At 48.1% G+C, this 13,995-nt stretch carries 11 protein-coding genes; all 11 read right to left on the bottom strand.

All coding sequences use genetic code 11. The features are described 5' to 3' along the window. Positions 1-218: 218 nt before the first annotated feature. Positions 219-2,219, bottom strand: a complete 2,001-nt coding sequence (locus Q7Q81_RS09030; protein ID WP_009145825.1) for a sodium-translocating pyrophosphatase — start codon at positions 2,217-2,219, stop codon at positions 219-221. Positions 2,220-2,334: 115 nt separating this feature from the next. Beyond that, the gene (secG, locus tag Q7Q81_RS09025) at positions 2,335-2,565 is read right to left on the bottom strand and encodes a preprotein translocase subunit SecG (protein ID WP_210684771.1); all 231 of its coding nucleotides are present in this window, start codon (positions 2,563-2,565) and stop codon (positions 2,335-2,337) included. A 166-nt stretch (positions 2,566-2,731) separates the two neighbouring features. Further along, positions 2,732-4,018: a phosphopyruvate hydratase gene (gene eno / locus Q7Q81_RS09020; RefSeq protein ID WP_210684772.1), complete on the bottom strand. Its 1,287-nt coding sequence runs from the start codon at positions 4,016-4,018 to the stop codon at positions 2,732-2,734. Between the two features lie 16 nt (positions 4,019-4,034). Next, a complete protein-coding gene (gene gpmI, locus Q7Q81_RS09015) occupies positions 4,035-5,549 on the bottom strand; it encodes a 2,3-bisphosphoglycerate-independent phosphoglycerate mutase (protein WP_368502128.1) in 1,515 nt (504 codons plus the stop codon). 55 nt (positions 5,550-5,604) lie between these two features. Next, the gene (gene tpiA, locus Q7Q81_RS09010; RefSeq protein ID WP_277230603.1) at positions 5,605-7,530 is read right to left on the bottom strand and encodes a triose-phosphate isomerase; all 1,926 of its coding nucleotides are present in this window, start codon (positions 7,528-7,530) and stop codon (positions 5,605-5,607) included. 18 nt (positions 7,531-7,548) lie between these two features. Beyond that, on the bottom strand, positions 7,549-8,556 hold the full coding sequence (gene gap, locus Q7Q81_RS09005; protein WP_304275488.1) for a type I glyceraldehyde-3-phosphate dehydrogenase: 1,008 nt from the start codon (positions 8,554-8,556) through the stop codon (positions 7,549-7,551). Between the two features lie 80 nt (positions 8,557-8,636). Further along, positions 8,637-9,671 (bottom strand): sugar-binding transcriptional regulator, encoded by a 1,035-nt coding sequence (locus Q7Q81_RS09000; protein WP_009145819.1) that lies wholly within the window; start codon positions 9,669-9,671, stop codon positions 8,637-8,639. Between the two features lie 277 nt (positions 9,672-9,948). Then, positions 9,949-10,446 (bottom strand): preQ(1) synthase, encoded by a 498-nt coding sequence (gene queF, locus Q7Q81_RS08995; protein WP_009145817.1) that lies wholly within the window; start codon positions 10,444-10,446, stop codon positions 9,949-9,951. Continuing rightward, positions 10,446-10,949, bottom strand: coding sequence for a QueT transporter family protein (locus Q7Q81_RS08990; RefSeq protein WP_293823880.1), 504 nt, complete (start codon positions 10,947-10,949; stop codon positions 10,446-10,448). Before Q7Q81_RS08990 ends, queF begins: the two co-directional genes overlap by 1 nt. Positions 10,950-10,962: 13 nt before the next feature. Continuing rightward, positions 10,963-11,643, bottom strand: coding sequence for a 7-cyano-7-deazaguanine synthase QueC (gene queC, locus Q7Q81_RS08985; RefSeq protein ID WP_304077991.1), 681 nt, complete (start codon positions 11,641-11,643; stop codon positions 10,963-10,965). A 293-nt stretch (positions 11,644-11,936) separates the two neighbouring features. Beyond that, positions 11,937-13,184 (bottom strand): MFS transporter, encoded by a 1,248-nt coding sequence (locus Q7Q81_RS08980; protein ID WP_304275456.1) that lies wholly within the window; start codon positions 13,182-13,184, stop codon positions 11,937-11,939. Between the last annotated feature and the right edge of the window lie 811 nt (positions 13,185-13,995).

Below are 13,995 nucleotides of genomic sequence, written 5' to 3'. Positions count from 1 at the left end.
TAAGAAGAGTATCTTCACTTCTTAACTACAATTGCATTATACCATGCATTGATATTCAGTGCAAGTATTTTTGTTAAGACCCTCTTAATTTTACATTAAATTCGCCTTAGTGTTACACTTATTCTTTTAGTTATCAATTATTGATTCATAATAATACTCAATAAAAAAGCTGCTGCAGCTAATGCTGCAGCAGCTTGGATTATAGACTAGCTATAAACTTATTTGAACAGGCCAAGCAGGATGCCGCCGTTTGCTGCCAGTACAGGAGCAAATACCAAGGATACAATGGTCATCAGTTTGATCAGGATGTTCATTGCAGGTCCGGAAGTATCTTTGAACGGGTCACCTACAGTATCGCCTACAACGGTTGCGTCATGCACCGGAGTGTGTTTGCGGCCGGAAGCTTCTACGAATTTCTTCGCATTATCCCATGCACCGCCAGCGTTAGCCATCAGGATTGCAACCAGTACGCCGGAAGCCAGAGAGCCGCCAATCAGGCCGCCCAGAGCTTCAGTACCGAACAGGAAGCCAACCAGCAGAGGAGCAACGATAGCGATAACACCAGGCATAATCATCTCGTGCAGAGCAGCTGCGGTGGAGATGTCTACGCATTTTTGGTAGTCAGCTTTAGCTTTGCCTTCCAGCAGGCCGGGGATTTCGTGGAATTGACGACGAACTTCCTCGATCATCTGGTAAGCAGCTTTACCAACAGATTCCATGGTCATAGCACCGAATACGAACGGCAGGGTTGCACCGATGAACAGACCAATCAGGGTTACAGGGTTCAGCAGGTCGATTGCTTTCAGGCCTACAGTGTGTGCATAAGCAGAGAACAGAGCCAGAGCAGTCAGAGCAGCAGAACCGATAGCGAAGCCTTTACCGATAGCAGCGGTGGTGTTACCAACGGAGTCCAGGGTATCGGTGATTTCACGTACTTCAGGAGGCAGCTCGGACATTTCTGCGATACCGCCGGCGTTATCAGCGATAGGACCATAAGCGTCAACTGCTACGGTCAGACCGGTGGTGGACAGCATGCCAACTGCAGCCAGGGAGATACCGAACAGGCCCATGCCTGCATCTTTAGCACCGCCCATGGTGAAGAATGCCAGGATTACACCAACGCAGATGAAGATCATCGGCAGGAAGGTGGAATACATGCCAACAGCCAGACCGGAGATGATGGTGGTTGCCGGACCGGTTTCGGATTGCTCAGCAATCTTCTTAACGGAAGCATAATCAGCAGAGGTGTAGATTTCGGTGATTTTACCGATTAACAGACCAACTACCAGACCGGAAGCAATAGCTACGAATGCAGCAGTGTTACCGAAGATGGAAGTGGACAGGTAGTAAGCAGCAGCAATTACGATTACGCCGCCAACATAGGTACCATGGTTCAGAGCAGCCTGCGGGTTAGTGGATTTGCTGCTACGAGCATAGAATACACCAATCAGGGAAGCAATGATACCAGCGAAAGCCAGCTCAAATACGAACATAATGCCTTCGCCGCCGGGATATGCAACAGCACCCAGAGTAATAGCGGAGATAATAGCACCTACATAGGATTCGAACAAGTCAGCGCCCATGCCTGCAACGTCGCCTACGTTATCGCCTACGTTATCAGCGATGGTAGCCGGGTTACGCGGGTCATCTTCAGGCAGACCTTCTTCAACTTTACCTACCAGGTCAGCGCCAACGTCAGCAGCTTTGGTGTAGATACCGCCGCCAACACGAGCGAACAATGCAATGGAGCTTGCGCCCAGACCGAAGCCGGTAACGATATCAATGTTGCCGAACAGCATGTAAGCAGCAGCAACACCAACGATACCCAGACCAACTACGCCCAGACCCATAACAGCACCGCCGGAGAAAGCAATTTTCAGAGCTTCCGGCATGCCGCCATGTTGAGCAGCTGCAGCAGTACGAACGTTAGCTTTGGTAGCAACGGTCATGCCGATGTAGCCTGCACATACGGAGAATACTGCACCTGCAACGAAGCATACTGCAGTAAGCGGAGATAAGAACATAGAAATTACGATAGCAACAACGATTACGAAAGCAGACAGTGCTTTGTATTCGCGGAACAGGAACGCCATAGCGCCCTCGTGGATGTAACCGGCAATTTCCTGCATACGTGCTGTACCAGCAGGAGCCTTACCGATTGCGCTGCTCAGCATCAGTGCAACTGCGAGTGCAATGAGGCCGACAACAATGGAGATCATTAAGAAATTCAAGACCCAAACCCCTTTCTTTTTATAAAAAAATTTAAAATTTTAAGAGTGCGGTTGCACTCTTGGTAACATGATGAGTGCGGAAAACAGGAAAATCCCGTCAGCCTTAAGCGTTGATTTTTGCCAGCGCCAAAGTAATAACAGCAAATGCAACACCTAAGTAAATCGTGGCCTTCGCCATGAGTGTATCCAGATCATTGCCCTTGCCAAAAAAAGCACCGTCACTGCCGCCGAAAGTACTGCCCATACCGCCGCCTTTTCCGGACTGCAGCAGAACTGCGCCAATGAGTGCTATGCAAACGATAACTTCAAGAACCATCAAGACAGTTTCAATCACAGAGCTTACCTCCTCATATTTTTGTACCATAGTATTTTACCATAAAAGACGTGCTCTTACAATCTACTTTTGCAAAATATTTTACAAAAACGCCCTAAATAAAGAAAAAGGTGAGAGTCAGCGCTCTCACCTCATCTTTTACAGCAAACAAGAAAGCTTTGTCTGCTTATTTTTTAATGTTGTAGAAAACCTTCATGCCGTTATATTTTGCAGCCTTGCCGAGATCCTCTTCGATACGCAGCAGCTGGTTGTATTTGGCAACACGGTCGGTACGTGCCGGAGCACCGGTCTTAATCTGGCCTGCGTTTACAGCAACAGCAATGTCTGCCAGAGTAGTATCTTCGGTTTCACCGCTACGGTGAGAGATAATGCAGGTATAGCCTGCGCGTTTAGCGGTTTCGATAGCATTGAAGGTTTCGGTTAAGGTACCGATTTGGTTTACTTTAATCAGAATAGCATTTGCTACGCCCTTTTCAATGCCCTGAACCAGACGCTCTTCGTTGGTAACAAACAGGTCGTCGCCAACCAGCTGAACTTTTTTGCCCAGCTTTTTGGTGAGCTTCTTCCAGCCGTCCCAGTCATCCTCTGCCATACCGTCTTCGATGGAGATAATAGGATATTTCTCGCACAGGCCTGCCAGATAATCAACCATTTCTTCGCTGGTCATTTCTACGCCTTCGCCGGTCATTTTGTATTTGCCGTCTACATAGAATTCGCTGGAAGCAACGTCCATCGCCATAACGATGTCCTTGCCCGGTTTATAGCCTGCACGCTCGGTTGCTTCGAGAATAACCTCGATAGCATCTGCATTGCATTTCAGGTTCGGTGCAAAACCGCCTTCATCACCCAAAGCGGTGCTCAGGCCTTTTTCCTTCAGCAATGCCTTCAGGTTATGATAAATCTCAGCGTTCATGCGCAGTGCTTCGCTGAAGGATTTAGCGCCAACCGGCATAATCATGAATTCCTGAATATCAACGTTGTTATCTGCATGCTCGCCGCCGTTTAAGATGTTCATCATCGGTACAGGCAGCTCTTTGGCAGCAACACCGCCTAAGTACAGGTACAGCGGCAGGCCTACGGAAGCAGCGGCAGCCTTAGCTACAGCCATGGAAACACCGAGGATAGCGTTAGCGCCGAGGCGGCCTTTGTTCGGAGTGCCGTCCAAGCGAACCAGCAGCTCATCAATTTCGGTTTGGCGGGTTGCGTCCAGACCAATAATTGCTTCGGCAATAATGTCGTTAACATTATCAACTGCTTTAGTAACGCCCTTGCCCAGGTAACGCTCTTTGTCGCCGTCACGCAGCTCTACAGCCTCGTGTACACCGGTAGATGCACCGGAAGGAACTGCAGCGCGTCCCATTGCGCCGTCTTCCAGACATACTTCAACTTCTACGGTCGGATTGCCGCGGGAATCCAGAATCTCGCGAGCGTAAACTTCAGTAATCATTGCCATTTTTATCACCTCATGATTAGTCTATCAAAGTTTTACCTGTCATAGCGGCAGGCTGTTTAATATCAAGCAGCTGCAGCAGTGTCGGCGCAATATCGGCCAAAATGCCGTTATGCAGCTTGTGCTGCTCTTCGCTTACTAAAATAAACGGTACAGGGTTAGTGGTATGCGCGGTGTTCGGCGAACCATCACTTTCGGCCATCTTCTCCAGATTGCCGTGGTCCGCGGTAATGCACACGCTGCCGCCAAGGGACAGCACCTTACGTACAATACGGCCGGCACAGTCATCAACCTTTTCCATAGCGGTAATCGCAGCACTGAGCACACCGGTATGACCAACCATATCCGGATTTGCAAAGTTCAGGATAATCGCATCAAATTTATCCTTATCCAGCTCTGCCAATAGTGCCTGCGTAACCTCTTCGGCGCTCATTTCCGGCTGCAAATCATAGGTTGCAACCTTCGGCGAAGGAATCAGAATACGCTCTTCATTAGCATTCGGAGCTTCCACGCCACCGTTGAAGAAGAAGGTTACATGCGCATATTTTTCGGTTTCCGCAATGCGCAGCTGGCGCAGTCCATGCTGTGCCAACACCTCACCCAAGGTATACTTAATCTCCTCCGGAGGAAAGGCTACCGGTGCGGTAATCGTAGCATCATACTGCGTCATGCACACATAATTTACAGGGCGTGCGCCCTCGGGACGTGCAAAATACGGGAAGTCCTCATCATGCAGCGCACGGGTAATTTCACGCGCTCTGTCAGGACGGAAGTTGAAGAAAATCACACCGTCACCGGCAGTGATTTTGCCATCTACGCCGTCAACAGTGAAGGGTTCAACAAACTCATCCGTTACGCCTGCGGCATAGGATGCCTCTACGCCGGCAGCAGCGCTTGCAGCTTTGCCGCCCTCGCCCAGCACCAGTGCTTTATAGGCACGCTCCACGCGCTCCCAGCGCTTGTCGCGGTCCATTGCGTAATAGCGTCCGCTGACGGTAGCAATCTTGCCTACGCCAATCTGCGCCATACCATCTTCCAGCTCATGGATATATTCCAGCGCTGTTTTCGGGCCTACATCACGTCCGTCGAGGAAGGCATGCACATAAATCTTAGTCAGGCCTTTAACCTTCGCCATGCATATAAGTGCCAGAAGATGCTCAATGTGGCTATGGACGCCGCCGTCGGATAACAGTCCCAGAAGATGCAGCGCCTTGCCTGCCTGCTTCGTTTCGTCCATCACCCTGCTGAGCTCTTTGTTCTTATACAAATCGCCATCCTCAATCGCCTTGTCAATGCGTGTCAGGCTTTGGTAGATAATGCGGCCGGCACCGATATTCAGATGACCTACCTCCGAATTACCGATTTGGCCTGCCGGCAGACCTACAGCCTTGCCGCTTGCTTCCAAGGTTGTATGAGGATAATTTGCAAAATAACTGTCTAGGTTAGGAGTTTTTGCCATAGCCGCAGCATTGGTTTTATCTGCGGGAGCAATGCCCCAACCATCAAGAATCATTAGTAAAACTGGTTTTTTCATTATCAAATTCCTAAAGACGAAGGAGAAAGCAACAGGTGCTTTCTCCGAGGTCTTATTAAAAGCTTCTTACGATTGCGGCAAAGGTGTCAGCCTTCAGGCTTGCGCCGCCTACCAGCACACCGTCAATACCGCTGAGGTTGAAGGAAGCAGCGTTCTTTTCATTAACACTGCCGCCGTAAAGAATACGAACCTTGCGGGCAATATCAGGAGTAAAGATTTTGCCGATTTTTTCACGAATCAGGGTGCATACTTCCAAAGCATCCTCCGGAGTAGCAGCCTTACCGCTGCCGATAGCCCAGATAGGCTCATAAGCAACAACAAGGTTTTCTGCATCCTCTGCGGAAATTACACGCAGAGCGCTCTTCAGCTGCATATTGATTTTGCGGGCAGTTTTGCCTGCTTCACGCTCAGCCAGGTTTTCGCCAACGCACAGCATCGGCTTCAGGCCGTTGCGGTAAGCGGCAATAATCTTGCTGGCAACAATTTTTTCGTTCTCACCGAAAATGGTACGGCGTTCGCTGTGACCAACGAGAACATATTCAGCGCAGATATCGGCAATCATCGCACCGGAAACAGCGCCGGTGAAGGCACCCTTGTCTTCCCAATGCAAATCCTGTGCGCCGTAGCCTACGTGCTTACCATCGATAGCATCCGCAACAGTTTCCAGTGCGGTGAACGGCGGGAAAATAACAACCTCGTTCAAGGTACCGTTAGTTTCCATTACAATGTCCTCTGCAAGCTCTACAGCCTCGCTTACGGTTTTGTGCATTTTCCAGTTGCCGGCAATCATTTTGCGGCGCAGGTCATCAAGCGCAGCAACGCCGGGCAGTACCTTGCCCTCCAGATATTCCAGAGAAGCACCGCCACCGGTGGAAATATGGGTAATGCGTTTAGCCAGGCCCAGCTTTTCGATAGCAGCAACGCTGTCGCCACCGCCGACAATGCTGGTAGCACGGCTCTTAGCTACAGCCTTCGCTACAGCCTCGGTACCCTTGCAGAACGCATCCATTTCAAAAACGCCCATCGGTCCGTTCCAGACAATCATCTTAGCGTCAGCCAGAGCTTCCGCATAAGCCTTGCTGGTTTCCGCACCGATATCCAGAGCCATATAAGCCTGATTCAGGTTTTTCACCTTTTCTGTTACATGCTCAGCGTCGGGAGCAAATGCAGCAGCCATTACCAGATCGGTAGGCAACAGCATATTAACTTTATTTTTCTTAGCCTTAGCCAGAAGCTCTTTAGCCAGGTCTAGCTTATCCTCTTCTACCAGGGACTTGCCCATTTTGTAGCCTTGTGCAGCCAGGAAGGTGTTAGCCATACCGCCGCCGATAAGCAGGGTATCAACCTTATCAAGCAGGTTGCTGATAACGCCAATTTTGTCGCTTACCTTAGCACCGCCAATAATAGCAACGAAAGGATGCAGCGGGTTGGTTACAGCCTGACCTACATATTGGATTTCCTTTTCCAGCAGGAAGCCTGCAGCTGCAGGCAGGAAGTGGGTTACGCCTTCTACAGAAGCATGTGCGCGGTGAGATACACCGAAGCCGTCATTGACATACAAATCTGCCAGAGAAGCCAGCTTTTCGGCAAATTCCATGTCGTTCTTTTCCTCTTCCTTATGGAAACGCAGGTTTTCCAGCAGCAGGATGTGGCCCGGTTTCAGCTTGCTTGCAGCAGCCTGCGCAGCCTCACCTACGCAGTCCGGAGCAAACAGAATCTTTTTGCCCAGCAGCTTGCCCAAATGCTTAGCTACAGGAGCCAAAGACAATTCCGGTTTAACCTGTCCTTTAGGACGGCCGAGATGTGCCATTAAAATAACAGCAGCCTTTTGCTCCAGCAAATATTGAATGGTCGGCAGAGATGCGGTGATACGGGTATCATCGGTAATCTCGCCTTTATCATTCAGAGGAACGTTAAAATCTACGCGTACCAGTACTTTTTTACCAGCAACGTCTAAATCACGTACAGTTTTTTTATCCACGGATAAGAATCTCCTTTATTACAGACCTTTTTTAGCAATATAAGCAGCCAGGTCAACCACGCGGTTGGAATAACCCCATTCATTGTCGTACCAGCTTACAACCTTAGCCATACGAGGACCAACCATCATGGTGGACAGACCGTCGATGATGGAGCTCAGCGGGCAGCCGTTGTAGTCACGGGAAACCAGCGGTTCGTCGCTGTAGCCCATGATGCCTTTGAGTTCGCCTTCAGCAGCTTCCTTCAGCACTGCGTTGATTTCTTCAGCAGTGGTGTCTTTTTGCAGCAGAACAGTCAGGTCGGTGATGGAAACGTTCGGAGTCGGAACGCGCATTGCGAAGCCGTTCAGTTTACCTTTCAGTTCCGGCAGAACCAGAGCAACTGCTTTTGCAGCACCGGTAGTAGTCGGGATGATGGAGCAAGCAGCAGCGCGAGCACGGCGCAGGTCTTTATGCGGCAGGTCCAGGATTCTCTGGTCATTGGTGTAGGAGTGAACAGTGGTCATCAGACCGCTTTCAATACCGAATTTGTTCAGCAGTACTTTGGTGAACGGAGCCAGGCAGTTGGTGGTGCAGGAAGCGTTGGAAATAATGTTGTGTTTTGCAGGATCATATTTGTCTTCGTTAACACCCATAACGATGGTGATATCTTCGCCTTTTGCAGGAGCGGAGATGATAACCTTTTTAACGGTGTCATGCAGATGAGCTGCAGCCTTTGCAGCTTCTGTGAAACGGCCGGTGGATTCTACAACAATTTCAGCACCGGCTTCGCCCCAAGGAATCTGTGCAGGATCCAAGCAAGCGAATACTTCGATTTTGCGGTCGTCAACAATAATGTAGTTGCCTTCGATGCTGACTTCATGATTGAAAATGCCATGGATAGAGTCATATTTCAACAGGTGAGCCAAAGCGGTGATGTCGCCAGGATCGTTGACAGCAACAACCTCTACTTCAGGATTGTTGAATGCTACACGGAAAACCTCGCGGCCGATACGGCCAAAACCATTAATACCTACTTTTGTCATAATAATTTCCTCCTTAATTCTGAGAGAATCTAAATTTTGCACAAATGTGCTCAGTAACAAATTAATAAAGAGCTACTTTCTGTTTATTGCTCCTTTGCCATTTTGAGAATCTCATGCGCTGCGGCCTCGTCGGTAATCAAAATATCCTGCCTGGAAGCACGGATAACCGATAAAATTGCTGCCGCCTTCGATTTACCTCCGGCAATGCCGATGATTGTGCCGATGTGCTGCAAATCCTGTAGCATCAGGCCGGCATTATTAGTCATATAAACCTGTCTGCCGTCTAAAGCACAATACTGACCAAACGCCTCACCTACAGCACCGTCTGCCTCCAGCTTGGCAATTACCTCGCTGCCTAAGCGTCTGTGCCTTGCCATAACACTGGCGCGGCCTACACCGTGGACAAGAATGTCTGCCTGCTTGATAATATCAACGACAGCGCGCACACCGATATCCTCTTTAAGAATACTGTTTAAAATATCCTCGCTTACACAGTCGGGAACGTAAAGCTGACGGTAGGATGCTCCAAGCTTTTGCGCCAGGACAGTTGCAATCGTATTGGCCTGCAGTTCTACATTATCACCCAAGCCGCCGCGTGCCGGTACAACCACCGTATTAGGCTGCGAGCCGGAAACATTGGCTGCCATCGCTGCCATAGTAGTTCCGCCGCTGACAGCAACGATATGCTTATTGCCATCGCTAAGCAGCTTGCTGAGAATATGTGCTGCAGTACGGCCGATTTCGCGTTTGACAACATCCTCTTGGTCCGAATCACCGGGGAGAATGACAACCTTGCCAATCTTCAGTGTATCACTGAGAGTACTTTCCAAAAACGAAATATCCTGCAGCTTGCGTACATAATCCGCCAGCTCCTTAAGAATATCCGCACCCTCATCAGTCACGCTCATGCCGCTGGAGGAAAAATCCAGCAGGCCGCTTTTCTTAAGAAAATCAACCTGAGCACGCAGCACTCTTTCGCTCAGTCCCAGTCTTGCAGCCAGAGCACGTCGGCCTATCGGCGCTTCATGGCTCACCTGACGCAGAATCTGGTAACGCTGTACGAGCAAATCTGTCAGCTCCGGTACAATTTTCTTTTGCAGATTAATAATACTATCCATAACCAGTTACATCCCTTGACGCGTTTTGTCCCTCGTGGTACTTTTCGTGTCCCACGGATTCAATGCAAATAAGTGAATTATTTGTCTATAGCTCATTATAGCATACTCTAATTAAGAAATAAAGTGCTGTATTAGTGTTTATCGAAAAAAATTTGTTAAAACCAGTCTTTGATTAGCTGCTGCTAACTCAAGCTGTCTAAAAATAGTTTTTATCCGCTGAGTTCTTCGCCGGGAGCAAAAAAAGAGCTGCCGCATTACGCAACAGCTCAAAATCTTTTTATCTGTTATTTACTGTTTCGGGATACATATCATGCATAAAAAGACGCTTCTTTGCAGCCTGCTCCCATTCGGTTCCCGGCTTGCCGTAGTTGGCATACGGATCGATAGACAGACCGCCGCGCGGCAGGAATTTACCCCAAACCTCAATATACTTAGGCTCCATCAACTTGATAAGATCCTTCATAATGATATTTACGCAGTCTTCATGGAAATCACCGTGATTACGGAAGCTGAACAAATACAGCTTCAAGGACTTGCTTTCTACCAGACGTTCATCCGGTACATAGGAAATGTAGATGGTCGCAAAATCAGGCTGTCCCGTCATCGGACAAAGGCTGGTAAATTCCGGGCAATTAAATTTAACCCAGTAATCATTTTGCGGATGCTTATTCGGGAAGGACTCCAAAACCTCCGGCGCATAATCGCTTTTATAAGCAGTTTTATTGCCTAACAGGCTTACGCCCTGTAATTCTTCTTTACTTCTGCCACTTGTCATTATTGCTTACCTCCATCAAATGCAAACAGCTTGCCTGCTCCCACGCGTTCCAAAGCGGTAACCAGCATTACACTCGCAATACCGCAGATGCACTGGCCAATCAGCAGACTGCTTGCCAGTACCAGATAAGGAATATCCAGCAGTACGCTCAGCCATACAGGAACACCGAGTCCCGGTACAAAGGTTACTGCTGCCCAGATAATCCAGTTGCCGCAGCCACGACGCTTAGCCAAAACAATAATACCGGTTGTTACGATACCTACAATAAAGCCGCCGATAATATCCGGCAGACCAAGACCGCCCATCACCGTATTGCTGACAACATTTGCCAAGCCAAACGGCAGCACCAGAAACGGGAAAATAGCACTCAGACCATACAGCGCAGTAGCAATACGAATCTGATACTGACCAAAAGCAAAGCTCTGGGTGCACATCATCACAACAATATATAATGCAATACACAATGCGGAAAATACTAATTTTTGGTTACTTAAGCTCTTCATTATCATTACCTCCTCAAGCTTCTACTAAGGGATCAACAACACCGTTGGCAGCAAAGGCAGCCTCACGGTCAATACAGGTACCGCACTTGTGACAAGGCTTTTCGCCGCCGTCATAACAGCTCCAGGTCAGCTCATATGGAACACCTAAGCGCAAGCCCTCAGCAACGATATCCTTCTTTGTTTTATCAACAAAGGGAGCAACAAGACGCACCTTACGACCGCTTCCCAAATATACTGCCAAATTCATCGACTCATTAAATTCAACACTGCAGTCAGGATAAGCATTGCCTGCAGCATCATCAGCATGGGGACCGTAGTAAATCTCATTGCATTCATATTCCAGCGCAATGCTTGCCGCAGCAGACAGGAACAAACCATTGCGGAACGGCACATAAGTGCTTACAGGCTCACCCTTGCTTTCCTTCAGCTGCTCTGCATAGGATGCGTGCGGAACACTTTCTTCCGAGCCCTGCAGCAGAGAGCATTTGCTGTGAGCGAAAATCTTCGACAAATCCATATGCAGCAGCTCCACATGATAATAATCGGCAATCGCCTGCGCTGCTGCAAGCTCCTTGGCATGCTTCTGACCATAAGACATCGACAAGGCCAGAACATTATCGCCGTATTTTTCTTTTGCCAGTGCCAGACAGGTTGAGCTGTCTACGCCACCGCTTAATAATACTAAAACCTTCATTTCTCCTCCCAATTAATGAGCGGGCAAAGTCCACAAAATATAAAAGGATTCCGTCATCTACAGACGAAATCCTTGCATACATAAAAAATACCGGCCGGCGCCAGTACATCGCCCGTAGTTTTATTTATAGACAGGATGGTTACGAACTGTCTGTTATGAACTTCTAAGATATTATACAGCATATCGCGTTATTTGTCCAGCGTAAGAAAATAGCATAATCAAAAACAGACACCGCCGACATACTTAAAGCATATCGAGGTGTCTGTCTTAAAAGCGTTATAGTTTATCTACTATTATACAATCGCTTTATCAGGCTTTACAAAGAACCAGGCAATAGCACCGCAGATACCGGTTACAGCAGTTGCTGCCAAAGCAGCCTGCCAGCCATAGTTGGTTGCAAACCAGGCAGTAACGGTCGGAGCCAGGACGCCGCCGATGTTGCCCCAGAAGTTCATCCAACCGGATACGGAACCGGCAAATTTACCGCCCATGCTGATAACGCTGGACCAGGAAGCACTCATGGTCAGACCGAGAGAACCTAAGGATACGGAAAGCCAGAGAACATTCATCATCGGATCGGCAGTACGGGTGGAAATGTACAGCGCACCTGCACAAAGAAGAATACCTGCAGCACCGGTTGCAGTCTTAACCATGTTCTGAGACATGCCGCTGCGCAGCAGTTTATCGGAATAGTGACCGCAAAGAGTAACTACAGCCATCAGAGAAATCCAGGGAGCAGCTGCCCAGATACCCATTTTTGCTAAGGAGAATTTGTGCACCTCCATGAGGTACATCGGCAGCCAGGCCAAGAAAACATACATGATATAATCGGTAATCAAAAACTGAATACCCAAAGCCCAGAATTGGGTAGAACGCAACAGCTTGCCCCAAGGAGCAATCTGCTTTTCACCGGTTGCTTCCACGCGGCCTTCGTTAATGTGAGCAAGTTCTGCTTCATTAACGTAAGGACTGTCCTTCGGATCATCTGTAACATATTTATGCCATGCCCAAGCCAAAATCAGACCAACTACACCAAAGCTGAGGAATACATGATGCCAGCCAAAGGTAGTCATCAGCCATACTACAACAGCAGGACCGACTACAGGACCAAAGAAGCAGCCATTAAGAATAAAGGAGCTTGCCTTGCCCTTTTCGTCTTTATTAAACCATTTGTGCTCAGCCATTGCGAACGCAGGATAAATAGGTGCTTCGCCCAAGCCAAACATCAAACGTACAATTGCAAAGGTATACTTACCGCTTGCTACTGCAGTCAAGGCAGTAAATACAGACCACCAGGCGCAAGCAATAGAACCGGTAAAGCGATGGCCAAATTTTTCAGCCAGCATACCTCCCGGAACCTGCATTAAAGCATAACCGGCGAAGAAGAAGGATTGAATAAGGCCCATATCAATTTTTGTAAAGCCGAATTCCTTCATGATTACAGGTGTTGCAACAGAAAGGTTAACGCGGTCCATGTAGGATACAAAGCTGATAGCAAAGATCAGCCACGCTACCTTCCATCTAAAGTTTGTCATTTTCATAGTTTTCTTTCCCTTCATAAAAAACAAATTCTGTTCTTTTATATATATTCTGCCGAACAGTTAACAATAATGATACTATTTCTTCTCAAAACTGTCAATGTTTTTCGCTCGTTTGATTTGTGCGAATATTCGTCTACTGTATGAGGATGTTTGAATTTTTTATAGAAAGGAAGGGAAGCAGGTGCGTCGCAAATGTAGTATATTGTAGAAAGGCGCATCAAAGAAGCGAATCCACAGGACGATGCTGATTAATAAGAAGGAAAGTTAATTGAGCGATGGGTATATCGTGCAAGGAATAGCAATTTTAGCAAATGAGTGTCTGGAATCATCAGCGGGCGCATCTATCATGCTCATGCTGATTGACTGTCACACATAAAACTCTGGTAAATTGAGCGAGATGTATATCGTGCAAGGAATAGCAATTTTAGCAAATGAGCATTTGGAACCATATGCGGGCGTATCCAAGAAGCGAGTCCGCAGGGCGATGCTGATTGGCTCATGCGCGCCATGCGATAGTGTCCCAAGAAGCAAGCTCGAAGAGCGAAGCTGATTGGTTTGACACGAACCGCTAAGTGTCGCAATTGTTTGAGCGCTAAACTTAACTTATATTGAAGAATTTTTTAGCATAGCGCGAGTTTTGCGACACTTCGTTATGATTCCACACGAAATTTGCGTTAAGAAATTGCTGCTGACTGGAACGATATACCTCTCGCGAATAGCAATACTTCATTAAGAAGCTCCCGCATTAAGAAGCTCCCGCTGCCAACTTTACTGCATAATTGTAGAATCTATCCTCAGTCAAAAAGCATGT

This window comes from Phascolarctobacterium succinatutens, from assembly GCF_958453765.1.
GTDB classification, from domain to species: domain Bacteria; phylum Bacillota; class Negativicutes; order Acidaminococcales; family Acidaminococcaceae; genus Phascolarctobacterium_A; species Phascolarctobacterium_A succinatutens_B.
This window is presented reverse-complemented; position numbering and strand designations above follow the sequence as displayed.